At 59.8% G+C, this 24417-nt stretch carries 19 protein-coding genes and 1 pseudogene; 12 read left to right on the top strand and 8 right to left on the bottom strand.

Features of this window, described 5'->3' with window-relative positions; all coding sequences use genetic code 11:
* Positions 1 to 24 precede the first annotated feature (24 nt).
* From ACZ9IM_RS11460 to ACZ9IM_RS11445, 4 genes and pseudogenes are all read right to left on the bottom strand, one after another.
* A complete protein-coding gene (locus ACZ9IM_RS11460) occupies positions 25 to 1503 on the bottom strand; it encodes a DUF3300 domain-containing protein (RefSeq protein ID WP_476223939.1) in 1479 nt (492 codons plus the stop codon).
* Positions 1504 to 1531: 28 nt separating this feature from the next.
* Positions 1532 to 1606, bottom strand: a pseudogene (locus ACZ9IM_RS11455) (hypothetical protein); the annotation flags it as partial.
* Between the two features lie 46 nt (positions 1607 to 1652).
* Positions 1653 to 2108, bottom strand: coding sequence for a hypothetical protein (locus tag ACZ9IM_RS11450; protein WP_476223938.1), 456 nt, complete (start codon positions 2106 to 2108; stop codon positions 1653 to 1655).
* A 185-nt stretch (positions 2109 to 2293) separates the two neighbouring features.
* A complete protein-coding gene (locus ACZ9IM_RS11445) occupies positions 2294 to 4075 on the bottom strand; it encodes an alpha/beta fold hydrolase (RefSeq protein WP_476223937.1) in 1782 nt (593 codons plus the stop codon).
* Between the two features lie 181 nt (positions 4076 to 4256).
* Here ACZ9IM_RS11445 and ACZ9IM_RS11440 point away from each other — a divergent pair, with 181 nt between their 5' ends.
* Positions 4257 to 5234, top strand: coding sequence for an AraC family transcriptional regulator (locus ACZ9IM_RS11440; RefSeq protein ID WP_476223936.1), 978 nt, complete (start codon positions 4257 to 4259; stop codon positions 5232 to 5234).
* 86 nt (positions 5235 to 5320) lie between these two features.
* A complete protein-coding gene (locus ACZ9IM_RS11435) occupies positions 5321 to 5974 on the top strand; it encodes an MliC family protein (protein WP_427623931.1) in 654 nt (217 codons plus the stop codon).
* 9 nt (positions 5975 to 5983) lie between these two features.
* On the opposite strand, the gene ACZ9IM_RS11430 is transcribed toward ACZ9IM_RS11435, so the two are convergent.
* The 3 genes from ACZ9IM_RS11430 to ACZ9IM_RS11420 all read right to left on the bottom strand — a co-directional run bounded on the left by ACZ9IM_RS11430 (position 5984) and on the right by ACZ9IM_RS11420 (position 10282).
* Positions 5984 to 7168 (bottom strand): patatin-like phospholipase family protein, encoded by a 1185-nt coding sequence (locus tag ACZ9IM_RS11430; protein ID WP_427624008.1) that lies wholly within the window; start codon positions 7166 to 7168, stop codon positions 5984 to 5986.
* A gap of 197 nt (positions 7169 to 7365) precedes the next feature.
* A complete protein-coding gene (locus ACZ9IM_RS11425) occupies positions 7366 to 8001 on the bottom strand; it encodes a response regulator transcription factor (RefSeq protein WP_074876618.1) in 636 nt (211 codons plus the stop codon).
* Positions 8002 to 8005: 4 nt separating this feature from the next.
* Positions 8006 to 10282, bottom strand: coding sequence for a PAS domain-containing sensor histidine kinase (locus tag ACZ9IM_RS11420; RefSeq protein WP_476223935.1), 2277 nt, complete (start codon positions 10280 to 10282; stop codon positions 8006 to 8008).
* 230 nt (positions 10283 to 10512) lie between these two features.
* Between ACZ9IM_RS11420 and ACZ9IM_RS11415 the strand changes: the two genes are divergently transcribed.
* The 10 genes from ACZ9IM_RS11415 to ACZ9IM_RS11370 all read left to right on the top strand — a co-directional run bounded on the left by ACZ9IM_RS11415 (position 10513) and on the right by ACZ9IM_RS11370 (position 23673).
* On the top strand, positions 10513 to 12135 hold the full coding sequence (locus ACZ9IM_RS11415; RefSeq protein ID WP_476223934.1) for an acyl-CoA synthetase: 1623 nt from the start codon (positions 10513 to 10515) through the stop codon (positions 12133 to 12135).
* A 124-nt stretch (positions 12136 to 12259) separates the two neighbouring features.
* Positions 12260 to 12586: a DUF485 domain-containing protein gene (locus ACZ9IM_RS11410; protein ID WP_008146418.1), complete on the top strand. Its 327-nt coding sequence runs from the start codon at positions 12260 to 12262 to the stop codon at positions 12584 to 12586.
* Positions 12586 to 14256: a cation acetate symporter gene (locus ACZ9IM_RS11405; protein ID WP_476223933.1), complete on the top strand. Its 1671-nt coding sequence runs from the start codon at positions 12586 to 12588 to the stop codon at positions 14254 to 14256. Before ACZ9IM_RS11410 ends, ACZ9IM_RS11405 begins: the two co-directional genes overlap by 1 nt.
* A 65-nt stretch (positions 14257 to 14321) precedes the next feature.
* Positions 14322 to 16094 carry an acyl-CoA dehydrogenase C-terminal domain-containing protein gene (locus ACZ9IM_RS11400; protein WP_476223932.1) on the top strand — a complete coding sequence of 591 codons (1773 nt, stop codon included), beginning with the start codon at positions 14322 to 14324 and terminating at the stop codon, positions 16092 to 16094.
* A gap of 127 nt (positions 16095 to 16221) precedes the next feature.
* Entirely contained in the window at positions 16222 to 17490 is a 1269-nt protein-coding gene (locus ACZ9IM_RS11395) for an OprD family porin (RefSeq protein ID WP_476223931.1), read from the top strand.
* Positions 17491 to 17668: 178 nt separating this feature from the next.
* Positions 17669 to 18211 (top strand): polyhydroxyalkanoate synthesis repressor PhaR, encoded by a 543-nt coding sequence (gene phaR, locus ACZ9IM_RS11390; protein ID WP_427623925.1) that lies wholly within the window; start codon positions 17669 to 17671, stop codon positions 18209 to 18211.
* Between the two features lie 378 nt (positions 18212 to 18589).
* On the top strand, positions 18590 to 19450 hold the full coding sequence (locus ACZ9IM_RS11385; RefSeq protein WP_476223930.1) for a c-type cytochrome: 861 nt from the start codon (positions 18590 to 18592) through the stop codon (positions 19448 to 19450).
* Positions 19451 to 19465: 15 nt separating this feature from the next.
* The gene (locus tag ACZ9IM_RS11380) at positions 19466 to 20836 is read left to right on the top strand and encodes a cbb3-type cytochrome c oxidase subunit I (protein ID WP_403140962.1); all 1371 of its coding nucleotides are present in this window, start codon (positions 19466 to 19468) and stop codon (positions 20834 to 20836) included.
* Entirely contained in the window at positions 20836 to 21651 is an 816-nt protein-coding gene (locus tag ACZ9IM_RS11375; RefSeq protein ID WP_427623922.1) for a CbbQ/NirQ/NorQ/GpvN family protein, read from the top strand. The genes ACZ9IM_RS11380 and ACZ9IM_RS11375 overlap by 1 nt, the downstream gene beginning before the upstream one ends.
* On the top strand, positions 21652 to 23673 hold the full coding sequence (locus tag ACZ9IM_RS11370; RefSeq protein ID WP_427623920.1) for a nitric oxide reductase activation protein NorD: 2022 nt from the start codon (positions 21652 to 21654) through the stop codon (positions 23671 to 23673).
* Between the two features lie 91 nt (positions 23674 to 23764).
* Here the strand turns inward: ACZ9IM_RS11370 and phaP are convergent, their stop codons facing one another.
* Positions 23765 to 24334 (bottom strand): TIGR01841 family phasin, encoded by a 570-nt coding sequence (gene phaP, locus ACZ9IM_RS11365; RefSeq protein WP_038983296.1) that lies wholly within the window; start codon positions 24332 to 24334, stop codon positions 23765 to 23767.
* Positions 24335 to 24417 lie beyond the last annotated feature (83 nt).

The raw sequence follows: 24417 nt of genomic DNA, 5'->3' as shown, positions 1-24417 counted from the left end.
GAGCCTTCACTCGAGCATTGTTTTTCAACGACGGCCCCCCCTTTGACGCGCTGGTGGATTGGACGGCCGACTGACCTGATGGCCGGCTGGACGCGAGGCACTAGGGCGCCGGGCGGATGCCTGGCTGACCTGGCCACGACTGGCTTGTGCGTTGGCCTGGGACGGTGAGCGCACGCCGGCGAATGCATTGTTGCGGGCACTGCCCGTACTGCCGGTACTGGCAGCCGGCCGTTTTTGCGCCGTCTGGCGCCCTTGCAAATCGCCCTGCCCGCGCTGATTTACCTGAGCGGTCTGTTTCCTGGGAGGCTGACTCTCCCGAGTAGTTCTGGCAGTGCCCTGGCTCCTGTCAGACGCCTTCGGTCTGTCTGTACCTGCTTGCATCCGATTGCCGGGCGATGTTGCAGACTGGGCTTTGCGCGCCGAATCACGGGCTTCGCGGTTGCTGGTGGCGGGTCGCTCGATACCGTGCTTGTCCATTGAACCACGGGCTTTTTCACGAGCCTGGGCTCGCTGGGCATTGTCCCCTCGATAGGCTTCACGCTGACGGGCACCGTCCAGTTGTCGGCCGTACTGTTCGCGGCTCTTACTGTCTCGGTAGGGAACGCCATCGCGATGAACAGCGTTGTGCTGCCACTTGTTCTGATTCCGAGTGATCTGGTTGTTGCGATTGATGTTGTTGTAGCGGTCGACGTCGATGTCGATGTCGTTGTTGCCCCAGTCACATTCACCCCATAACGAGCCGATGATAGCCACACCGGTACCAAAGGCCAGCCCGGCCATCAATGCCGAACCGGGGTAATAGGCCGGCGGCGGTGGATAGTACACGGGAGGCGATGCCGGATAAGGCCAGGTGCCGTAGGTTGTTGTCGGGTTATAACTGGGTACGTAAACCACCTGCGGATCGGAGGGCTGAATGATGATCGTGGAGGTGCTGCTGGCCGGAGCCGGAGCCGGAGCTGCCGGTGTCGGTGCCGCAGCCGCCTGCACCGTCACGTTCTGATATTGGTTGCTCTGCAGGTTGCCTGCTGCCTGGGCCTGATGACGCAAGCGTTGCACGCCCCCCATGACATCGTCGGGCTGCGCCAGGAAGGCATCACCCAGGCGTTGCACCCAGACGGGATCCTGTCCCAGCGTTGCCATGACTTGTGGGAAAGCAACCAGCGCCTGCACGCTCGGATCCCAGGGCTGGTTGGCCACTTGTTTGACCGCATCATCGCCCTTGGCGTCCGGGTGTGCTTTAGACCAGGTGACCGCTTCGGCGATTTCCCCGGGGTAGGTGGTGGCCATCAGCACCTGGGCCAGCAGTGGGTCCGGGTAAAGCGCAATAGGAGCCAGCATTTGATCCAGCTGCTCCTGGGTGAACACGGCATCTTTGGCCGCCGCGGTGACGGGCGCTGTATCGACAGTGCTTGTGGTCGCGCTCGCATCCAATGGCTGCGCCAGGCAGGAAGATCCGCTCAAAAACAATACAGCTGACACCGCGTAGAACAATGGAATGCGCATTGCACCCCCTATGTGGTCAGGCAGGCTTGAGCGCCTTGATCGTTCCGCCCTTCCCTGCACCGTCGCGCCCGTCAAAGACGATACAGATCTTGATGCTCTTGGCTTTCTTCAAGCCTTTAACGCAAGTTCAAGAAGTCTTTAACGCAAGTTCAAGGGGTGATCTGATAGCCCCGTTGCTGCATGCAACTGCTGTAGGCGGAAGCAGTAGCCGCCGGTTCTGCCCGGCGATCCTGACGACGATCCTGACGTTGCCGAGATCCGCCTACAACCGCACCTGCCACAGCAGCATCCTTGGCCTTGTTCTGTCGATATTCCTGTTTAACGTCGTCGTCTACCTTGTCATAAACCTCGTCATACTGACGACCGCGCGCTCCGGCAACCGCCGCACCTGCTACTGCGCCAGTAGCGGCACCACGGGCACGTCCACCTGATTGAGGCGTTGTGCTGGTGCTTGCTGCGTTCCCGGCCTGAGCCTGGCATGAGCTTATGTCCTGCTGAATCATTTCGGAGGACTGCCCTTTGAGCGGCGTTACGGTCTCGGCTGAAGCGCAAAGGCAGAATACCGAGACAATCGTAGCCAGACAGGGGGGGATGGATTTCTTCATAAAGCCTCCACTGCTATCAGTGTGCTTTGGATCTTTGAGTCTAGTTCAGCGTTTGGCGACTAGCCCTGGAACAATGTTCTTAGGGTGCAACTTCTAATTCCTTTTGTACTTGTGCACCCTCGAATGGGTGGCAAGTTTTGAGCACTGACTTACACCGCTATACAGCCAATACGCGCCGGATAATCTCAACGCTCCAGGACGTAATGGCCCGGGGCTGCATATAACGGCGGATATTTGCGTGAGCCAAGTTTGCGTGGTGCTGGCCGGCTAGCGCCCGACCGTTGTTCAATCCACTGCCGCCAATGCGGCCACCAACTGCCGGTGTGGCTCTCGCCTGCGTCTTGCAGCCAGCTTTCTGGATCTGAGGCGGTGGCAGCGGCGGCGTAGAAATACGACTTTGGGTTGCCCGGCGGATTGATCAAGCTCTGTAGATGGCCGGCATTGGAGAGAACGAAGGTGCTGTCCTCGCCGAACAGTCGGGCGGTGCCGTAGCAGCCCTGCCACGGTGTGATGTGGTCGGTGGTGCCGCCGATCACATAGGCACCGACCTTGATTTTGCTCATGTCGATCGACTCGCCAGCAATCTGCAATACCCCCGGGTTGCTATAGGGATTGTGCTGGGCCAGATCGAGGTAGTCGGCATGCAGCTTTGCCGGCAGACGCGTGGAGTCGTTGTTCCATGCCAGAATGTCGAATGCCGGCGGCTTGTTGCCCAGCAGATAATTGTTGACCCAATAATTCCAGATCAGATCGTTGGGTCGCATCCAGGCGAACATGCGCGCAATGTCCTGGCCACTGAGTGTTCCCTTGCACTGCGAGCTGGTCTTCGCCGCGCGCAGTACCGCCGGCGTGGCAAACAGGCCGATCGAGGTGTCACCAAAGAGCGCGGGCATATCGAGCACGCACACCGCCCAATTGGTGTTCGCCACCTTGGCGCCTTCACCGCGCGCCGCCAGCCAGCCGAGATAGGCTGCGAGCGTCAGGCCACCTGAACAGGAACCCCACATGTTGACATCCGCGCTACCGGTAATTTCCCGCGCGGCATCCACCGCCTGGTCAAGGCACAGTGCGTATTCGGACAAGCCCCAGTCGCGGTGCATGCTGGTCGGATTGCGCCAACTGACGACAAATAGTTGTATACCGCTGTCCTGTATCCATTTGATCAGACTCTTGTCTGGCGACAAGTCAATGGCGTAGTACTTGTTGATCTGCGGCGGTGACATAACTAACGGGCGGGCATGTACATTCTTCGTGGTTGGGGCGAATTGCAGCAGTTCGAACATCTCGGTGCGCAACACCACCTCGCCCTTCGCCGTGGCGACATTTTCTCCCACCTTGAATGGCGCGCTGTCCACCTGCATCGGCATCCCGCCGTTGTGGCGCAGGTCACGGGAGAACTGCCCGATACCTTTGACAAGGCTCATGCCACCCGTATCGAGCAACTTGCGCAACGCTGCCGGATTGGTCAGCAGCAGGTTGCTCGGCGCCAGTGCATCAAACACCTGTGCGGCAATGAACCGGGCGCGGCCCTTGTCTCTGGCATCGAGATGGGCCTCCTCGATAAAACGGCTCAGCTCGTCATTGCCAGCCAGGTAGCTCTGCAACAGGCCGCGCAACAAGGCATTGGATTGCCAGGCCGGATCGCAAAAACGCTTGTCTTTGGGATTCGGTGCCACGCTGGAGCTGCCGGCGACAATATTGCCCAGTTCCTTGAAGAAACTGCCAACATGCCGCGCGGCCTTGACTGGCGTCTTGCCCACGGCCTTGAACAGGGTACCGGAGGCGCTAAGCAGATCGACCGGGCGCACCCTGAGCAATGGTGTAGCAACCTGTGCTGTCTTGACCGCTAACTCCTGTTTCTGCTGCTTTTGAAGAGCTTTTGGCGCGCGGCGACGTTTGGCAGGCGTATCCGTTGATCGAGTGATACGAGGTGTTTTATTCATAGCCATTCTCTTGTTTTTGTACACAAGCCTTGGGGGCAACGAGCAATCCCCATCTGACGATGCAGGCACGATGGGACGTGACGCAGTGTCGCGCAGCTGCCGGCGTTCACCTTGACTTTGCGGGACATCCACCTGCTAAGCTGATAAATCGCTGTCCCGAATTGAGAAATCATCATTCATGAGTGGCCTTGTTCGCAGTGCCAGCTTGACCAACTACGTTGAAATAACCCGATCGCTACACGTTGATCACCTGGAGCAATTGCGCCTCGTCGGCCTCGACCACCGATGCTTGCTTCAACCGGATTTGAAGATTCCCAACGAAGCTGTAGCACGTCTGCTCGAAAATTCGGCGCGTGAAGCGGGTGTGGACGATTTTGGCTTGCGCATGGCCGAAACCCGCAAGCTCTCCAATCTGGGGCCTCTGGCGCTGCTGTGGCGTGACGAACAGACGATCCGTTCGGCCATGGAAGCGTTCCGCGACTTCCTTTTCCTCCACAATCAGGGGCTGGTGCTGAATATCGAGGAGAGTGGCGGCGTGGTGGTTTTGCGCATGGAACAGGTCACAGTGGGAAACCTGCCGGTGCGTCAGGCGATGGAACTGTCAGTGGGGGTGACCCACCGCCTGCTGAAAACCTTGCTGGGGAACCACTGGCACCCTTCAATGGTTTGCTTCCGTCACGCAGCGCCGATGGACGACAGTCGACACCGCCGCATATTCGCCACCTCCGTGCAGTTCAATAGTCTGATGGATGGCATCGTTTGCCGCAGTACCGATCTGGACAAGGCACTGCCCAGTGCCGATCCGGACATGGCCCGTTATGTTCATCAGTATCTGGACAGTATCCGCGAAGAATCCAAAACAGCTTTACTTGAAAAGGTGCGCCAGATGATCTGGATAGTGCTGCCCACGGGCCATTGCTCGGTGGAGCAAGTGGCGGCCAATTTGGGATGGGACAGGCGAACACTGCATCGTAAGCTTGCGCAGGAGGGCGAAACATTTTCCTCGCTGCTGGATCAGGTGCGTGCAGAGCTGGCAATGCGTCACCTGGCACATTCCAGTCAACGTTTGAGTGAGATCGCCGGGGTTCTGGGTTTTTCCGAACTTAGCGCCTTCTCCCGCTGGTTCAGCCGGCACTTCGATTGCAGTCCATCAACCTGGCGAGCTCGCCAGTCCAATCTGTAATACAGCCTTATACTGCGATACACCCAATGCGAACAAATGACTGTTCAACGGATCAATAGATCCCACAGCAATCCGGGTATCAGGTAATGAATCAACCCAACATGAAAACGCTCACCTGTCTGTTCGCTGTCAGCGTGTGCGCGGCGACGAGCACCTGTGCAAATGCTTCGCCCATCTTCCACACCAGTTTCGACTGCGCCACGGCAAGGGCGTCCGTCGAAAAGCTGATTTGTCGCGACCCACAACTGATGCAGATGGATATCGAACTGACGCGTCTTTATCGCCTGGCGCTCACGGATGATCATGCAGTACCGCGTCCGGACAAGATCATGATCGACCAGCAGTTCTGGATCGACGCCCGCAATCAGTGTGCCTCCGACCCTGCGCCCAAGGCGTGTACGATCCGCCATTATGCCGAGCGCGCGCACCAGCTACGCCAAGGCTCGGCCATTGCGAGAACCAAGGATCCGGACAGACTCACCGAAGGCCCCCTGGCGTTTCGGTGTACAGGGTTAAACGCGCTGATTGCCGCCACTTTCTTTAACACGCAGCCTGGTGTCGTGTACCTGAAGTGGGCGAACTCCTCGATCACCCTGAGTCAGGTTCAGAATGATTCGGGAACCCAATACACCGGCAAGGATTCCCAAGGGAACTACAGCTTCTGGCAAGACGGCAACGCGGTGCTTTTCCAGAAGCCAGGCTCAGGGGAAATGAGTTGTACGGCCGAGCCGATCGGCTGAGACCGTCTCTCACGTACTCGGCGATTTATGCCACGGATAGCCTTTGGCACTGAGTTCAAAGGCGTATTTGAACAAGCGCTTCATGTACTCGCCATCGAACTTATGGAGGCGAGAAATGCGGAAGTCGGAGCCGATGTACGCCAGATTGAAGTCCGCCCCATCTTGCTGGGCAATTCGGTAAATTCGGTCCAGATCGCTGATCCCCTGAGTCTGGATCAATGCGCTGATGGCTCGACCGCCGATGCTCAAGGTTCGGCGCTTCGTTCCGGACCATTGCAGTTCCAGTTTGCCGTTGCGAATGACATAGAAATGCCGTTCACGGCGCAAACGCGCCCCCGGCACCTGGTTCAGCGCCATCACGGTGCCGGGTGGGTAAAGGAACACCTGCGTAAGGACACCTCCGTCCACGTGCATTTCCTGAAACGGGTGGCCGTTAACGTCCACATCAATCATGACGGGTGAGACGGCACCGGGAATACTCATCGACGCGACCATGATGTTGCGAAACAGCTCGAGCGCTCCCGGTGCCTGGCTGGAGGCAATAGCCCCCATGTTCCAGGTGACCGGGCGCCCTGAATCAAGGTCGGTGGTACCGATCATCAGGAGCCGTCCCTTGGCGTATTCCGCCGCGATCGCCGCAAGAATCTCGGCGGTGATGTGCTGTGCAATGAGCCGCGACAGTGGCTTGCTGTGCGCCATGCCATCGCTGGTGAGACGGGTCAGCATATTGCGCGCATGGAAAATGTCTTTTGGACCGACTGCATTGCAGATACGCACAATGACATCGTCATACTGGGGCCCCAGATAGGCAAACGGGGCGACCAGGGCGCCAGCGCTAATGCCGGTGACGACTTTGAACACGGGTCGAGACCCATGCCGGGTCCATCCCGCAATGATGCCCCCGGCGAATGTGCCGGCATCACCGCCGCCCGAAACGGCCAGCATATTTGCCCGCGGCAGGATGTCGTTCGGTAGCCCTGCGCTGGCGAGCGCCTCAGCCTCTCGAAGGTTGGCCTGGCTCACATCCCGAATGAACGGCGTCAGGTCCTGGTCCAGCCAGTAGCGAGCATCTGGAATGCCCGGGATGAGTGCTTTTTCCGTTAACGTTGGCGGCACCGCATCACGGCGTTGCAGGCACGCTTGACGCAACATGTTCAGGGTTGAGGCGCTAGGTCTGAGCTGGAATGGTTTCAACACGCCTCCTCCGGCCTCTGCAATTGACAGAGCCCGTCACGCACACTCGACACACCCGTGACCAACCTCTCAATGGCGAGTGGCCTGAACATCTTTCATGCTAGCGCAAGCTCAGGCAGTCATAACGTTAGTGGGACGTCCGGTCTGCCCTGCGGATGATCCTCCCCCCCATAGACGATCATTAGAAACGCCAGCAATCAGCGCAGCTTCAGCGGATCGACCAGTTCAGCGGCGATGGCCATGCCCACCAGGTCCGGCAAGGTATTGGCCTGCATGCGTTTCATCACCCGCGAACGATACAGATCGACGGTTTTCGCACTGACGCCCAGTTGCTCGGCGATCTCGCGGGTGGTGTAACCCTGGACCAGCGGCAGCAAGACATCGCGCTCCCGTGGGGTCAGTGTCAGCAAGCGCGCCTGCAAGGCTTCGTGCCCCTGATTGCCCGAGCGGTTTGCCGCGCAGTTGCTGAGCGCCTGTTGCACGCTGTCCAGCAGCAATTGTTCGTTGTAGGGCTTCTCGATGAAGTCATGGGCGCCCGCCTTGAAGGCGCGAACCACGATCGGCACATCGGCGTGCCCGCTGACGAAAATGATCGGCAGGTTCAGCTCACGTGCACGCATTTCTTCCTGCACGTTCAAACCGCCCATGCCGGGCATACGAACATCGAGCAGCACGCAAGCATCAAGACTGGCATCACAGGCATTGAGAAACGCCACGCCACTGGTAAACGGCAAGGCTTTGAGCCCTACCGATTCCAACAACCAGACGGTTGAATCGAGCATGCCTTGGTCATCGTCGACCACATACACCACGTGCTCCGTCACACCTGCCATTACGTTATTCCTGTTGTTGTTTTGTTGGGCCGGCCAGCGGCAAACGGCAGCACATCAGCAGCCCGACAGGTTGGCGTCGGGCCTGTAACTCGCCACCAAAACCTTCGATGATGCTGCGGCTCATGGACAAGCCGAGCCCCAGGCCATCGGCCTTGCTGGTATAGAACGGGGTAAATATCTGCTCCAGTTCGGGCTCGCTGACGCCTGGCCCCTGGTCTTGCACACTGATTTCCACGGTGGCACCAGCGCCCTGCCCCGCAGCCATCACGATCAGCGAGGGTTGCCCTGGATGTTGTTCGCGGTTGGCATCGATGGCATTTCGCAAGAGATTGAGCAGGACCTGCTCCAGCAGCACTCGGTCGGCATAAATCGGCGGCAGATTATCCGGTAGGCGATCCTCGATTGTCACTTGGCAATTGCTCGCCTCCCAGGCGCATAAACGCACGGCCTCGCGGGCGACGTCGGTGAAATTCAAGGCCTGCATCCGGCGTTGCCCCTTGCGCAGAAACGCCCGCAAACGTCTGATCACTTCTGAAGCATGCGTGGCGTGATGGGTTATGCGCTCCAGGCCTTGCGCCACTTTGGCGGCAGCCTGGGGATTGGAATTCAGTGTCTGTAAATAGCGCTGGCTGGCATTGGCGTAATTGACCACCGCCGCCAACGGCTGGTTGATTTCGTGTGCAATTCCCGAGGCCAATTCACCCAGGGTGACCAACCGCGCGGTGTGCGCCAGTTCGTCCTGATGGCGGCGCTGTTGCACTTCACGTAGTTCACGCTCGGTCATGTCCCGCGCCACCAACGAGTAATAGCGCTCGCCGCCGGCCGAACGGTGCGCCAGCAGCACCAGCGATACCGGCACTGAAGTGCCGCCTGCCGGTGGCTGCAATCGCGCATCGGTGCTCCAGACACCGTCGCGCTCGGCACTGCTCCAGCCATCACGCTGCAGGCGTGCCAGGTCGCTGCTGGCGAACAACGTTGCCAGGGCTGGCATCGGTTGTTGCTCGTCGATCCCCAGGATGCGCCGCGCCGCTGGATTGAGGTAAGTGACTTGCCCCTCGGGGTCGATGAACAACACAGGATCGGTGTTGGCCTCGACGACTTCCGCCAGGCGCCGCTTGTTCTCCTCGGCGTGCACCCGGGCGGTAATGTCCCGGGACACGCTGACCACTTCCACCACCGCCCCGGTATAGGTTTCACGAATCGCCCGGCTGGCGGTTTCAAACCACAGGTAATGCCCATCCCGATGGCGAATCCGATAGGTCATCGTGTGATAACCGTCCTGCTCCAGGGCATCCCTCGCGCGCTGCACCAGGCTGGCCAGGTCCTGTCCATGGAACAAGCCTTGGGCCATTTGCCCGCGCAACTCCTCCGGCCAGTAGCCGAGCAATGTCCAGGACGCGGGCGAGGCATCCAGAAAGCGCCCGTCCGGTGTATGCCTGGAAATCAGGTCGGTGGTGTTTTCAATGATCAGCCGGTACAGCCGCCGTGCCGTGGCCGCTTCACGCTCGGCCAGCACTTGTGCCGTGGCATCGCGACACCGGGCGAGCACACGGTTGTCCTGGGGATCGGGGATAAACGTCCAGATCAGGATCTGTGCTTCGAATTGGGCTTCGACCCCTTCGATGGCGCGTTGCTGGTCCAGGCAGGCGCGTACCAGCACCCGGTGATTCACCGGTAAAAAACCCAGCACATCGGTCAGCGGTTTTTCGGCCAGCAACGCCAGCAGCGCCGCATTGAACTCCAGCGGCTTGCCCTGCGCATCGAGCAACAGACTCGGTTGCGGGTCGTGCCCCAACAGCGGTGAGCCGCGCAGCATGCCGTTGACGCTGCTCAGCAAGGTCGTCAGCAAGTCCTGCACCCAGCCCAGCCAATCAAGACTCACGCCCTCGCACACTTCCACCAGCAACAAACCCGCCTGCCCCGGTTGCAACGCCAGATCAAACACCTGGCCATGGCTGATAGCGGCCCGGCGCAGTCGGCCGGCCAACCAGCAATCGAGTTGACGTACTTGCGCCAGATCCAGCCGCCCCGCTTCGGCCAGCCGATCAAACAGCCGCTGATCGCTAGCCAGCGAAGGGTCGCCCAGCCCCGGTGGAAAATGCTGGGCAGCGCCCTCGTGGCTGTAAATCCGCGCATTGGGTTGCCAACTCAGATAAACCGCCCGGCGCACCTCAGGGCAATCCTGCAGCGCACGGCACAACGCATCGGCCCGGGCGGCCAGAGACACACCCTCGCGCTGCAGGCGCAACCAGCTGTGCAATCGAACGGGAGTCAGGGTCATCACAGATCCGCTTCGTTGGGGCAGCCAAGGATATACCGGCCTTGGCGGTGTCACTGTATTCATTTAGACCTGCAAGAATCAAATATAGTACATATCCTATATGACGTAGGTTGTACTTCCATATCACTAGCTGAATGTTATATAAAGCAGGCCGGACATAAAAGGCGACTTCAGCGGCTACGCTGCAAGGTCACCTATAGAGCTAACAATCAGCCACCGAGTACCCGTACATGTCGATCTATGAACAAGGGCTAGGCCCTGCGGCTGTCAATCATATTGCCTTGTCTCCGCTCAGCTTCATCGAGCGCACCGCCAGCGTTTACCCACACTATCCCGCCGTCATCCATGGCTCGATCCGCCGCACCTGGGCGCAGACCTACACCCGCTGCCGCCGTCTGGCCTCGGCGCTGGCCGGTCGCGGCATCGGCAAGAACGACACGGTGGCGGTGATGTTGCCCAACATTCCCGAGATGCTCGAAGTGCATTTCGGCGTGCCGATGATTGGCGCGGTGCTCAACCCGCTCAACGTGCGTCTGGATGCCGAAGCCATTGCCTTCATGCTGCAGCATGGCGAAGCGAAGGTGCTGATTACCGACCGTGAGTTCCATGATGTGATTCACGCGGCGATCGGCATGCTGGATCACCCGCCATTGGTCATCGACGTTAATGATCTGGAATACGGCGAAGGCCAGGCTGTCAGCGATCTGGACTATGAAGCGCTGTTGGCCGAAGGCGACCCTGCTTTCGCCTGGCAGTGGCCCGATGATGAATGGCAAGCCATCTCGCTGAATTACACCTCCGGCACCACCGGCAACCCCAAAGGCGTGGTTTACCACCATCGCGGTGCTTACCTGAATTCATTGGGCAACCAGATGACCTGGGCCATGGGTAACCATCCGGTGTACCTCTGGACCTTGCCAATGTTCCATTGCAACGGTTGGTGCTACCCGTGGATCATCACCGCCATGGCCGGTGTGCATGTGTTTCTGCGCCGCGTCGATCCACAGAAAATTCTCACGCTGATCCGCGAGCATCAGGTCACCCATCTGTGCGCTGCGCCGATTGTGCTCAATGCCTTGGTCAACATGCCGGAATCGGCTAAAGCGGCGATCGATCATCCGGTCAACGCGATGGTCGCCGGTGCCGCGCCACCGGCCAAAGTGATCGGTGCCGTGGAACAAATGGGCATCAAGGTCACCCACGTCTATGGCCTGACCGAAACCTATGGCCCGGTGACGCTCTGCGCCTGGCATGCCGAGTGGGATGAGTTGCCGCTGGACGAACGGGCGCAAATCAAATCCCGTCAGGGCGTGCGCTACCCGACGCTCGAAGGCGTGATGGTTGGCGATTCGAAGACGCTGGAGCCGACCCCGCGAGACGGTCAGACCATCGGAGAGATCTTCATGCGTGGCAACACCGTGATGAAGGGCTACCTGAAGAACCCGACCGCCACAGCCGAAGCGTTCGACGGCGGCTGGTTCCACACCGGCGACCTGGCGGTGTGTCATCCGAATGGTTATGTCGAGATCAAGGACCGACTCAAGGACATCATCATTTCCGGCGGTGAGAACATTTCCACCATCGAGCTGGAAGGTGTGCTCTATCGCCATCCAGCCGTCATGGAAGCGGCCGTCGTCGCCCGCCCTGATGAGAAGTGGGGTGAAACGCCCTGCGCCTTTATCACATTGAAGGCTGATCACCAGGACGTTCGCGAGGCCGACATCATCAGTTTCTGTCGCGAACACCTGGCCGGTTTCAAAGTCCCGCGCACGGTGGTTTTCACCCTGCTGCCGAAGACCTCGACCGGCAAGATCCAGAAGTACGTTTTGCGCGACAGGGCTAAAGCGCTCTAACCCGAACCAATGTTGTACCCGTCAAGCGGCAGGTGCCTTTACCTGCCGTTTCGGGCTCGTGCACGCCGAATTCGGCGCTGCCCTGCCCCTACACACTGATAACAAAAACAATGTGGAGCCACCCATGATCGACATCCATTCAACCGATACCCAACGCTGTGAACGCATTCGGTCCAACCCGAAATTCCTTCAATTGGTGAGCAGCCGTTCGCGTCTGGCCTGGTCACTCAGCGCTGCGGTGCTGGGTACTTACTACGCGTTCATGCTGGTGGTGGCGTTTGCCCCGCAGTGGCTGCATGCGCCGCTCGCCGAGCATCGGATGTTGACCCTGGGCATGCCGGTTGGCGCGGCGATCATCATTTTTTCCTGGCTACTGACCGGTTGGTACGTCTACAGCGCCAACACGCGTTTCGATGCACTGGGCGCCGCCATTCTCGAGGAGAGCAAGTGATGACTCTGCTGCGTAAACTTCTCCTCGCCGCTGCCGGGCTATTGCCGGCTTCCATTGTGCTGGCTGCGCCCACGCTGGGTGCAGTGGAAAAACAACCGCTCAACCTGCATGCGATCGGCATGTTCTTCGTCTTCGTACTGGGCACATTGGCCATCACTTGGTGGGCCGCACGGCAAACCAAATCCACGTCTGATTTCTACACCGCGGGCGGTGGCATCACCGGGTTCCAGAACGGTCTGGCAATTGCCGGTGACTACATGTCCGCCGCCACGCTGCTGGGGCTGTCCAGCCTGGTATTCGCCAAGGGCTACGATGGCTTCATCTATACCATCGGCTTCTTTGTTGGCTGGCCGATCATCACCTTCCTGATGGCTGAGCGCTTGCGCAACCTGGGGCGCTACACCTTTGCCGACATCGTGTCCTATCGCCTGGACCAGAACAAAGTGCGGATCTTCGCCGCCTTCGGTTCACTGACGGTGGTGTGCTGCTACCTGATCGTGCAGATGGTCGGTGCGGGTCAGTTGATCAAGTTGCTGTTCGGCCTCGACTACCCGGTAGCCGTGGTGATCGTCGGCGCGCTGATGCTGGTGTATGTGATTTTCGGCGGCATGATCGCCACCACCTGGGTGCAGATCATCAAGGCCGTGCTGCTGCTTGCCGGCGGCACGACTTTGGCATTCATGGCCATGTCGCAGTTCGGCTTCAGCTACGAAACCCTCGCGGACAAAGCTGTCCAGGCGCACGCCAGTGGCTGGAACATCATGGGCCCAGGCTCAATGCTCGCCGACCCGATCAACACCGCTTCAATGTCGCTGGGCCTGGTGTTCGGGATTGCCGGCCTGCCGCACATTCTGATGCGTTTCTTCACCGTGCCTAACGCCAAGGAAGCGCGTAAATCGGTGTTCTACGCCACCGGTTTCATTGGCTTCTTCTTCCTGGTGGTATGCACCCTGGGCTTCGCCGCGATGGTGATCATCGGCACCGACCCGCAGTACTACGTCAATGGCGAAGTCGGCGGCACCTTGATTGGTGGCGGCAACATGGTCGCCATGCACTTGGCCAAAGCGGTCGGTGGCAATCTGTTCTTCGGTTTCCTCTCGGCCGTGGCCTTCGCCACCATCCTTGCGGTGGTCTCCGGGCTGGCCCTGGCCGGTGCTTCGGCGATTTCCCACGACCTCTACGCCACGGTGTTCAAGAAGGGCAAAGCCAGCGAGAAACAGGAAATGCGCGTGACCCGCATGGCCACCGTGGGTCTTGGCATCATCGCGATTCTGCTGGGCATTCTGTTCGAGAAGATGAACGTCGCGTTCCTGGTAGGCCTGACCTTCGGCATCGCCGCGTCGACCAACTTCCCGGTGCTGATCATGGCCATGTACTGGAAAGGCTTGACCACCAAAGGCGCAATCATCGGCGGTTTCGCCGGGCTGATCTGCGCGCTGGTCCTGGTGATTCTCTCGCCAGCGGTCTGGGTCACCGTGCTCGGCCATGCACAGGCGATCTTCCCGTACGACCACCCGGCGCTGTTCTCCATGCCACTGGCGTTCTTCGTGATCGTCGCCGTATCCAAACTCGACCGCAGCGTGCGGGCCGACAAGGAGCGTGACGCTTACGCCGACCAGTTTGTCCGCGCCCAGACCGGCCTCGGGGCCGCCAGCGCTTCCGCTCATTGATTGAAAGGGCGCGGCCCGCTTCAAGCGGCGCCGTGCCCATCGCACAACCTTTTGAGGTTCACGTTATGCCCGAATTCAACGCCCCGCTGCGCGACATGCGCTTTGTGCTGCATGAAGTGTTCGACGCCCCGGCCCTGTGGGCACGCCTGCCAGCCCTGGCCGACAGTGTCGACGCCGCCACCGCTGACGCCATTCTTGAGGAGGCGGCCAAAGTCACCTCGCACCTGATTGCGCCATTGAATCGCAGCGGCGACGAGGAAGGCGCCCAGTGGGTCGATGGCCAGGTCAGCACGCCAATCGGTTTCAAACAGGCTTATGCCACCTACATCGAAGGCGGCTGGGTGGGCCTGTCAGGCAACGCTGATTTTGGCGGTCTGGGCATGCCGAAGATGCTCGCCGTGCAGTTCGAAGAAATGCTTTATGGCGCCAACTCCAGCTTCGCGCTGTATTCGGCGTTGAGTTCCGGTGCCTGCCTGGCGCTGGATGCCCACGCCAGTGACACCCTGAAAAACCTTTACCTGCCGCCGATGTACGAAGGCCGCTGGGCCGGTTCCATGTGCCTGACCGAAGCCCACGCCGGCACCGACCTGGGGATTATCCGCACCCGCGCCGAACCTCAGGCCGACGGCAGCTTCAACATCACCGGCAGCAAGATCTTCATCACCGGTGGCGATCAGGACCTGACTGAAAACATTGTCCATCTGGTGCTGGCCAAACTGCCGGACGCACCGGCGGGGCCGAAAGGCATCTCACTGTTCGTCGTGCCCAAAGTGCTGGTCAATGCAGACGGCTCCCTCGGCGATGCCAATGCCGTGAGTTGCGGCTCCATCGAACACAAGATGGGTATCAAGGCCTCGGCCACCTGCGTGATGAACTTCGACGGCGCCAGCGGCTGGCTGGTCGGCGAAGCCAACAAAGGCCTGGCGGCGATGTTCACCATGATGAACTACGAGCGCTTGTCCATCGGCATTCAGGGCATTGGCTGCGCCGAAGCGTCCTATCAGAGCGCTGTCGCCTATGCACGTGAACGGGTTCAGAGCCGCGCGCCGACCGGTGCCATTGCCCCGGACAAAGTGGCCGATCCGATCATCGTCCACCCCGATGTGCGCCGCATGCTGCTGAGCATGAAAGCCATGACCGAAGGCGGCCGCGCGTTCGCCAGTTATGTCGGCCAGCAACTCGATCTGGCGAAGTTTTCCGATGACGTCCAGGAACGGGACAACGCGCAAACCCTGGTTGCGCTGCTGACGCCGGTGGCCAAGGCGTTCTTCACCGACACCGGCCTGGAAAGCTGCATCAACGGCCAGCAAGTGTTCGGCGGCCATGGCTACATCCGCGAATGGGGCCAGGAACAATTGGTCCGCGACGTGCGCATTGCGCAGATCTACGAAGGCACCAATGGCATTCAGGCCCTGGACTTGCTTGGACGCAAAGTGCTCGGCGATAAGGGCTCCGCGCTGCGCCAGTTCACCGGTGAGATCCGTCATTTCGCCCATCAGCCCGACGCGCCCTACTCCGCTCAACTGTTCGATGCCGTGCAGCGTCTGGAAGACCTGAGCGACTGGCTGCAGGACCAGGCGACCACCAATCGCAACGAAGTCGGCGCTGCTTCGGTGGAGTATTTGCACCTGTTCGGTTACGTCGCCTACGCCTGGCTCTGGGCGCGCATGGCACAGGTTGCCAAGCAAAAGCTGCCCGAAGATGCAGGGTTTTATGGCGCGAAAATCGCCACCGCCGACTTCTACATTCACCGCTTGCTGCCGCGCATTTTGAGCCTGGAGCAATCCATCCGCGCGGGCAGTGCCTCCTTGTTTGGCCTGAGCGCCGAACAGTTCTAACGATTGAACCCACGCGGCGCCACGCTCCTCTCTTTTTGGCGTTCGCGTTTTTTATTGATAAGCCCTCGCCCACCCGGCGAGGGCCGCGAGACCTGTCTTTCCATAATAAAAACAAAGGGGCTTCACCATGGACCGCAACACCCGCATCCTCGCTACCCGATTATTGCTGGCCGGCGGCGTCATCAGCCTCTCGGCCCCCGCCGCTGCTGACTTTGTCAAAGACAGCAAGGCCAGTCTGGAGCTGCGCAACTTCTATTTCAATCGCGACTATCGCCAAGACAACGCTGCGCAATCCAAACAAGAGGAATGGGCGCAAGGTTTCCTGCTGCGCTACGAATCGGGATTTACCGAAGGTTTGATCGGCGTGGGTTTCGATGCCATTGGCCTGCTCGGCGTCAAGCTCGATTCCAGCCCTGATCGCGCAGGCTCCGGCCTGCTCAAACGTCACCGCGACACGAGAAAAGGTGCACAGGACGAGTACGGCGAACTGGGCCTGACGGCCAAAGTGCGTGCCTCGAAAAGTACGCTGAAACTCGGCACGCTGTTGCCGAAACTGCCGACGGTATTGGCCAACGATTCACGGCTGTTGCCACAAACCTTCGAAGGCGGTCAGCTGACGTCGCTGGAAATCGAAGGCCTGACGGTGGATGCCGGGCGACTGACACAGGTCAATCAGCGCGACTCCTCGGACTACGAGGACATGGGCATCACCCGCACCGGCGCCAAGGGCATCACCACGCGTCATCTCGATAGCAACAGCTTCGATTTCGCCAGCCTGAACTACAAATGGACCAGCAACCTCGCCACCGGTTACAGCTATGGTCACCTCGATAACTTCTACAGCCAGCACCTGGTCAACTTGACCTACGTGTTGCCAGTCACCACCGGCCAGTCGCTGAAGACGGATCTGCGCTTCGCCCGCTCCACGGATGATGGCGGCAGCAATGTCGATAACAATGCGATTGGCGCGATGTTCACCTACAGCCTCGGCGGGCATGGGTTGGGTCTGGGTTATCAAGGCATGAGCGGCGACACCGGCTACGCCTACGTCAACGGCACCGATGCGTTCCTGGTGAACTTCGTGCAGATCGGCGACTTCGCCAGCAAGGATGAAAAATCCTGGCAGGCGCGCTACGACTACAACTTTGCGGCCATTGGCATTCCGGGCCTGACCTTCATGACCCGCTACCTCACCGGTGACAACATCGATCTGGGTGGCAACCGCCCGCAAGGCAAGGAATGGGAACGTGATACCGACATTGGTTATGTCGTGCAGAGCGGACCGCTGAAGAATGTCGGGGTGAAATGGCGTAACGCGACAGTTCGCTCGACCCACTTTGGCAGCGACCTGGATGAAAACCGCCTGATCGTCAGCTACACCTTGCCGATCTGGTAAGCAAGCCCTCCTCTCCTGATCGTTCCCACGCTCGGCGTGGGAATGCAGCCCGGGACGCTCCGCGTCCCAAGAGCGGACGCAGAGCGTCCGAGGATGAATTCCCACGCGGAGCGTGGGAACTATCGGTACGCAGAGCGTGGGAACGATCATCCTCGGCAGTGGGCCAGAGTAGGTTAAGATGCCTGCAAACCAGGCCCGCCGCGAGACGCCCCGCATGACTGATACCACCCCACGCCTGATCAAGAAGTACCCCAATCGCCGACTGTATGACACCCACACCAGCAGTCATTTGACGCTGGCGGACATACGCCAGTTGGTGGTCGACAAAATTGCTTTTCAGGTGGTCGATGCCAAGAGCGGCGAGGACCTGACACGCAGCATCTTGCTGCAAGTGATTCTGGAAGCCGAAAGCGGCGGTGAGCCGATCTTCACCAGCGAGATGCTGATGGGGATTATCCAGTTCTACGGCCCTTATCAGGGCGTACTCGGCAGTTACCTGGACAAGAGCATTCAGACCGTAATCGACATCCAGTCCCAGACCGGTGCGCAATCATCCGAGGCCTGGAGCACCTTCATGCATCAGCAAGCGCCTGTGATGCAGGATTTGATGCGTCAGTATGTCGATCAGTCGAAGGCGCTGTACCTGAACACCCAGAACCTGTTCGGCATGTTCGGCGGCAAGCCAGACGCTGATGGCGGAAAGAAAAAAGACGGTGAATGAAGTACACCCCAGTCATTGACAGTCACGCGACGTCTACTAGGCTCACAGTCATCCTGCCTCCCCCACTGAACCATGGCACTTGAACGCAAGGCTTGGTGAAGTCGTCAATCTTTAGCGCCTGTTCGCAGTTGTTCGAATGCGGATTTCAAGCAATCGTCAGTGCAGCGGGCTAACGCTCTTTCGCGCGCATTAGTACTTGATGCGTAACGCGAATGACCCTGCACTTTCCACCTGCACTTTCACATTGGGAGGCAGTCGTGCAAACAGTCTTGAAGCTCGTCAGCTATGCAGTGCTCGTGCTGATGGCCAGCGCGGTCGTCTATGCCGCAGTGATCGGCATCACCTATTGGACCGGCATCGGCGTATAGGGAGTTCGCAATGAACAAACGCCAGACACGCTCATTCGCGCTGATATCGACAGCGATCGCCGCTGTGGTGTTTCTGGGCATGACCGTTGATAGTCACCGGCAATTTCCCACACTGACCAACGCTCAACAGATCACGCCCCAGGTGACTCGCGGCAAGGATGTCTGGCATCAATACAATTGCATCAATTGCCACACCTTGTTCGGCGAGGGGGCTTATTACGCCCCGGACCTGACGAAAATCACCCAGCAGCGCGGCACCCCTTATCTCACTGCGTTCCTCAAAGACCCCTCAAAGTTCTATGACGAGAAACGCCATCGTCGTCTGATGCCGAACCTGAAACTCGGCGATGGGGAAATCGCCGATTTGATCGCCTTCCTCGACTGGGTGAGCAAGGTCGACAATCAAGGCTGGCCACCGCGCCCGATTCTGGTGACCGGTGCGTCGATCCCCGGCATGGACCTCACCGTGGCACAGCAGAATGCCACCGGCGGCGACCAACCACCTCCCGCCGCCCGCCCGGTGTCCGGCAAGGAAGACCCGATCGCCCTGGGCGAGGCGTTGTTTCGAACGACCGCAACGCCGGTGTGCAGCGCTTGCCACTCGATTGCGCCAGGCGTCAACCTCGCCGGGCCATCACTGGCCGGGTTGGCCAGTCGGGCCAAACAGGTCATCGCCTCGCCTGACTACAAGGGCAAGGCCAAGGACGCCGAAGGTTTCATCCGCGAATCCATCGTCACGCCGAGTGCCTACCTGCATCCGGGCGACATGTTTTCCGCCAACGGTATGTCCTTCATGCCGGACACCTTCGCCGAATCGCTAACGCCCGAACAGATCGATCAACTGGTCGCCTATCTGGCGTCGTTCCAGTAACCGCAGGGGATGACCATGCGCTACAGATCTCAATCCGTCGCCTACTGGTATTTCGCCGTTGCCATGGTGCTGTTCGGCCTGCAACTGGTCTTCGGCCTGCTCTCGGCGGCCAAATACCTCGGGCCGGATCCGCTGCTGAACCTCTTGCCATTCGATGTCACCAAGTCCATTCACACCAATCTGTTGATCGTCTGGGTGCTGACCGGCTTCATGGGGGCGACCTACTGGATGGTGCCGGATGAATCCCGTGGCGAGTTGCACAGCACCAAACTGGCCTACATCCAGCTCGGGTTGTGGACGGCCATGGGTGTCACCGCCGTTCTGGGTTACCTGTTCGGTTATGGCACCGGGAACAAGCTGCTCGAACAGCCGCTGCCCCACAAGATCGTGATCGTGATTTGCATGCTGATGTTCCTCTACAACATTGGCATGACGATCAAGAAAGCCGGGCGTTTCACCGCCACCGAGGGCGTCCTGCTGCTAGGCCTGGCCAGCGCCGCCGTGCTCTTTCTGCCGGCGCTGCTGCACTATGAAAATTACGTGGTGTCGATCTATTACCGCTGGTGGACCATCCACCTGTGGGTCGAAGGTGTTTGGGAGATGATCCAGGGCGGCTTTCTTGCCTATCTGCTGATCCGGCTCTCCGGTGCTGACCGCGAGGTGATGGAGAAGTGGCTGTACGTGATCGTCGGGCTGGTGTTCATTGCCGGTATTCTGGGCACCGCACACCATTATTACTGGATCGGCGTTCCCCATTACTGGCTGCCACTGGGCGGTTTCTTCAGTGCGCTTGAGCCGATGGCGCTGATTGGCATGGCGATCTATGCCTACAACGCGATGCGCCGCTCCGGCCTCTCTCACCCTAACAAACTGGCCTTGCACTGGACCTTGGGCAGCGCCGTGTTCACCATGTTCGGCGCCGGCCTGCTGGGGTTGGCTCATACCTTTCCCGACGTCAACAAATGGACCCACGGCACCCTGATTACCGCCATGCATGGTCACGCGGCCTTCTATGGCGCCTACGCCATGATTGTCCTGGCGATGATCACCTATGCGTTACCCGGCATGACCCGTCGTCCGGTGGAGGAAAGCAGTATCGGTTACTGGGCGTTCTGGCTGCAGTTGGGAGGAATGTTCGGCATGACCCTGTCATTTGCCACGGCGGGCATTGGTCAGGTGTACCTGGAGCGCATTCTCGGCCTGGGTTACCTGGACGTGCAGCTGAAAATTCAGGTGCACTTCCTGATGCTGGTGGCGACGGCTTCGATGTTCAGCCTGGGTGCCGGGCTGTTCATCTTCGAATTTTTCCGCCATGCGCCGGACTTCAATGTCGATGAAGCCGATCCGGTCCTGGCCACACCTCAAGCCTCAGGCGCGGCGTTGTGATGGAACGTTCGCTGATGCACGCCGAACCCGCAGCGCTGCAAGCTGAACCCTATTACCAGCCCAGCGGCGACGAGGTGGCAATCTTCGAGCAATGCCATGCGCAGCAACTGGCCGTCATGCTCAAAGGCCCCACCGGTTGTGGCAAGACCCGTTTTGTCGAACACATGGCGTGGCGACTCAAACGCCCGTTGATCACTATTTCCTGCCATGACGATCTGAGTGCCAGCGACCTGGTCGGGCGTTTCCTGATCGGTCACCAGGGCACCCATTGGACGGAAGGCCCTCTGACCCGAGCCGTGCGCGAAGGCGCTATCTGTTACCTGGACGAAGTGGTCGAAGCACGGCAAGACACGATTGTCGTCCTGCACCCGCTGACCGACCACCGGCGGATTCTGCCACTGGACAAAATCGGCGAGATCCTCGAAGCCTCACCACACTTTCAACTCGTGGTGTCCTACAACCCCGGCTACCAACGAATACTCAAGGATTTGAAACCGAGTACTCGACAGCGCTTTGTGGCGCTGGATTTTGACTTCCCGCCGGCCGAGCGCGAAATCGCCATCGTCATCCATGAGGGTGGAACCGACTACGCCACCGCCCACGCCCTGGTCACCCTCGCTCACCGGTTACGTGCCTTGCAGGACCGGGGCCTGGCGGAAGTCCCCAGTACCCGTCTGCTGATCGCCACCGCACGGCTGATCACCCACGGCATTGCTGCACCCATCGCCTGCCGGGTCGCGCTGATCTCGCCGCTGTCCGATGACGCGGTGCTGGTCGCGGCCATGCGCGATCTCGTTGACCTGACGTTTATCTAGATGGCCGAAGCCGAGGACCTCATCACTGACGTCGCACGCCACGCGACGGTGTATGCGCAGGCGTTGTGGCGTCGTCACCGGCCCCCCTCGGACGCTGCAAAAATCATCACCCTCGGGGATGTCGCACAACACCTCGATTTACTGATCAAGGCCGTGTTCGACACCCACTATCCGCTGCGCGTCGCGCAACCACCCTCGCCCCCCACGCTGCTGAAAAAGTTTTTGCTGCGTCACGAAAAGCCGTGTCGGCAAAGCGCTGTCCCGGCGACCGATGGCGTGACTATTTGGCTGCCGCAGGACTTGGGCAGCCACGAGGGTCCGCTCACGCTGCAACGCTATAAAACCCTGGCCTTGCAACAGGCGATGCGTGCCCACAGAGGCAGTGCCAGCGCCCTGTCAGCCCTCGACAACCCGATGCAGCGCAGCGTCTATCTGCTTCTGGAAGCCTGGGCCGCCGATACGGATTTGGGGCGACTGTTGCCGGGATTGGCGCCATCGATCCATGGTTTGCGCCGACATGCCCTGGCGACTCGCCCGCCGCTTCACGCTTTTCCCAATCATCGACAACCCTTGGAAAACGTCCTTCGTTTACTGCTGAGTAGCGAATGCGGCACGCCTCTGGAAGGGCTGGAGATACCCGCCAATACGGTCGACTCGGTACAACATTCAGAAACCCTCGCAAGACGCCTCTTGTCCGTCGACGAATCTCACGGTCTCGGCGCTCATCTGTTGCTGCTCGATGCCTGGACCGGCGACCTGCGCGAGCCGCCGGTGGGTATGAAGGTGTCACCCTTGCCCGACGAAATCGACACCACCGACAACCTGCCCCGTAGCGCCCGCCTCGCCCGTCAGCCCACTGTGCGCGAGGCCTGTGCCGACGAGGACGACGATCAGGAACAAGGCCTGTGGATGGTGCAGCCCGCCGAACCGCTGGAAAAGGCCGAAGACCCCATGGGAATGCAGCGCCCTGCCGACCGGGATACCGACACCCCGGCGGCTGATTTTGCCGAGTCATTGTCTGAACTCAACGAAGCCCGATTGGTGATTACGGCAGGTCGCCCGAAAGAGGTGCTGTTGTCCGACGACCCGCCACAGACCCGCGCTCAGCGCGGTGCACAGGATCTGGCCAACCATGCAATCAGCTACCCCGAGTGGGATTACCGTCGCCAGGCCTACCGTGATCCGGGTGCGACTCTGCAACTGTGTCCCTCCCTGCAAGGCCCGCAACAGTGGGTCGAGCAAACCCTCGACACTCACCGTCCGGTGCTCGATGCGATCCGCCGGCAGTTCGAAAGCCTGCGAGCCCAACGCGTCAGGCTGCGCAAACAATGGGAAGGTGACGATATCGATCTGGAGGCGTATATCGACGGTTGTGCCGAGTCCCGCGCCGGCCTGAGCATGCCGCAGGCGCTGTATCAGACCCAGCGCCGTGGACGACGCGACATGGCGATCATGTTGCTGATCGACATCAGCGGCTCCACGGACAGCTGGCTGTCGCACCATCGCCGGGTCATTGATGTCGAGCGCGAGGCGTTGCTACTGGTCTGTCTGGCGTTGGAGAGCCTGGGCGAGCCTTATAGCGTGCTGGCGTTTTCCGGCGAAGGGCCGCAGCGGGTCACGATCCGCATGCTGAAAGCATTCGATGAGCGCTACAGCGATGAAGTCGGTCGGCGCATTGCCGCCCTCGAACCGGAACGCTATACCCGGGCCGGCACCGCCCTGCGCCACGCCAGCACATTGCTGATGCGCGAAGCCGCCACGCACCGTCTCTTGTTACTGCTCTCCGACGGCAAGCCGAACGATGTTGACCAGTACGAAGGCCGCTATGGCGTAGAAGACATGCGTCAGGCCGTGACCGAAGCCAAGCTCCAAGGCATCTATCCCTTCTGTCTGACCATCGACCGCCAGGCGGCGAATTACCTGCCGGCGGTATTCGGCTCGCGGCAATATGCCTTGCTGCACAGACCAGAATTGTTGCCCAGCGTACTGCTGGACTGGATCAGACGACTGGTATCAGCGTGAACCTGAGCCGCCCCGCCCAGGTTTTCGCGGCACAAAAAAATGGCGATGGGGAATAAACCCATCGCCGTTGGTGCTGCTGGCCTGACGTGACTTACTTGTTACCGCTGTTAGGCTTGGCGCTAGCTTCCGGGGCAGCTTTGGTGCCCGCGGCAGTCGCTGCATCGAAACCACTCTGAGCCACATCGGCAGCCTGTTTTACGGCTTTCTGTGCGCTTTCGAACACAGTACCGGCATTCGCCAGGCCCGACTTGAACGCGGCCACAACAGGCTCGGAGCCGGCCGGTGCATTCTTGCTGATGGTTTCAACGAACTCATGCATCTGCTGAGTGCCCGCTTCGACCTGACTCGAGGTCAATTTGGCGATGTCCGACTGAGTACCCACGATCAGTGCTTGAACCTGACGATTGAATTCGGCCAGACGTTCGGTTTGCGCGCTCGGCTGGGTGAAAGACGCCTGCAGCTCGGCGAAACCTTGTGGATCACGGACGGCCAGCAGCTTGCGAACTCCTTCGAAGTGCTCTTCGGTGGAGTCGCGCAGTGCCTTGAACTGCAACTGGCTGAGCTGTTCAACGCTGGCGAACACTTTGCCGCTGATTTGCTGCAAAAGGTCGAGGTTGGCTTTCTGAGCGGTTTGCAGTTTTTCCGAATTGAAAAAAGACATGCTTGAATCTCCTGGTACTGGAAGGCCCTTATGGGCCTGAGGACGCGATAGCGATCCGGCCAGTCATCGCGTTAGCCTTGATA

It is taken from the genome of Pseudomonas sp. TE12508 (genome assembly GCF_056279485.1).
The sequence above is the reverse complement of the archived record's forward strand: the minus strand, read 5'-3'. Positions and strand labels throughout refer to the sequence as shown.

Excerpts from the sequence above, each read along its gene's own strand:
- ACZ9IM_RS11460 (WP_476223939.1), bottom strand. The coding sequence starts at position 1,503 with ATGCGCATTCCATTGTTCTACGCGGTGTCAGCTGTATTGTTTTTGAGC.
- ACZ9IM_RS11450 (WP_476223938.1), bottom strand. The coding sequence starts at position 2,108 with ATGAAGAAATCCATCCCCCCCTGTCTGGCTACGATTGTCTCGGTATTC.
- ACZ9IM_RS11435 (WP_427623931.1), top strand. The coding sequence starts at position 5,321 with ATGAATCAACCCAACATGAAAACGCTCACCTGTCTGTTCGCTGTCAGC.
- ACZ9IM_RS11425 (WP_074876618.1), bottom strand. The coding sequence starts at position 8,001 with ATGGCAGGTGTGACGGAGCACGTGGTGTATGTGGTCGACGATGACCAA.
- ACZ9IM_RS11420 (WP_476223935.1), bottom strand. The coding sequence starts at position 10,282 with ATGACCCTGACTCCCGTTCGATTGCACAGCTGGTTGCGCCTGCAGCGC.
- ACZ9IM_RS11415 (WP_476223934.1), top strand. The coding sequence starts at position 10,513 with ATGTCGATCTATGAACAAGGGCTAGGCCCTGCGGCTGTCAATCATATT.
- ACZ9IM_RS11410 (WP_008146418.1), top strand. The coding sequence starts at position 12,260 with ATGATCGACATCCATTCAACCGATACCCAACGCTGTGAACGCATTCGG.
- ACZ9IM_RS11405 (WP_476223933.1), top strand. The coding sequence starts at position 12,586 with ATGACTCTGCTGCGTAAACTTCTCCTCGCCGCTGCCGGGCTATTGCCG.
- ACZ9IM_RS11400 (WP_476223932.1), top strand. The coding sequence starts at position 14,322 with ATGCCCGAATTCAACGCCCCGCTGCGCGACATGCGCTTTGTGCTGCAT.
- ACZ9IM_RS11395 (WP_476223931.1), top strand. The coding sequence starts at position 16,222 with ATGGACCGCAACACCCGCATCCTCGCTACCCGATTATTGCTGGCCGGC.
- phaR (WP_427623925.1), top strand. The coding sequence starts at position 17,669 with ATGCCTGCAAACCAGGCCCGCCGCGAGACGCCCCGCATGACTGATACC.
- ACZ9IM_RS11385 (WP_476223930.1), top strand. The coding sequence starts at position 18,590 with ATGAACAAACGCCAGACACGCTCATTCGCGCTGATATCGACAGCGATC.
- ACZ9IM_RS11380 (WP_403140962.1), top strand. The coding sequence starts at position 19,466 with ATGCGCTACAGATCTCAATCCGTCGCCTACTGGTATTTCGCCGTTGCC.
- ACZ9IM_RS11375 (WP_427623922.1), top strand. The coding sequence starts at position 20,836 with ATGGAACGTTCGCTGATGCACGCCGAACCCGCAGCGCTGCAAGCTGAA.
- ACZ9IM_RS11370 (WP_427623920.1), top strand. The coding sequence starts at position 21,652 with ATGGCCGAAGCCGAGGACCTCATCACTGACGTCGCACGCCACGCGACG.
- phaP (WP_038983296.1), bottom strand. The coding sequence starts at position 24,334 with ATGTCTTTTTTCAATTCGGAAAAACTGCAAACCGCTCAGAAAGCCAAC.